Source organism: Anabaena sp. CCY 0017, from assembly GCF_963920885.1.
GTDB lineage: Bacteria > Cyanobacteriota > Cyanobacteriia > Cyanobacteriales > Nostocaceae > Nodularia.
Genome location: NZ_CAWUDG010000086.1, coordinates 1 through 280 on the forward strand (window position 1 = coordinate 1; position 280 = coordinate 280).

The 280-nt window shown below is 73.2% G+C and carries 1 protein-coding gene; it reads right to left on the bottom strand.

Annotated elements, in window-relative coordinates; genetic code table 11:
• On the bottom strand, nt 1-280 hold a 280-nt coding region (locus ACM0OW_RS25805), incomplete at both ends, for a TonB-dependent receptor domain-containing protein (protein ID WP_414553566.1).

The following is a 280-nucleotide window of genomic DNA, read 5'->3' on the forward strand; positions in this document are numbered from 1 at the left end:
GACCCCGGGGTTCCAGCCGCTGGCGGTGATGGTGCTGTCGCGCTGGTTCAGGTCCAGCGTGCCCAGCGGATCGCGCGTCTCGGTGCGGGCGCGGTCGTGGCGCACGCCGCCGCGCAGGATCCAGTGTTCGCCCAGCGACAGGCGGTCCTGGAAGTAGATGCCGGTCTGGCGCGCGGTGACGTCGCGGGCCCAGGGCGAGGTGGGGTCGGGTATCGGCTGGCCGTACTGCGGGTCCAGGATGTCCAGCACCGGGGCGCTGCCCGACCACTGGCGGTCGTTG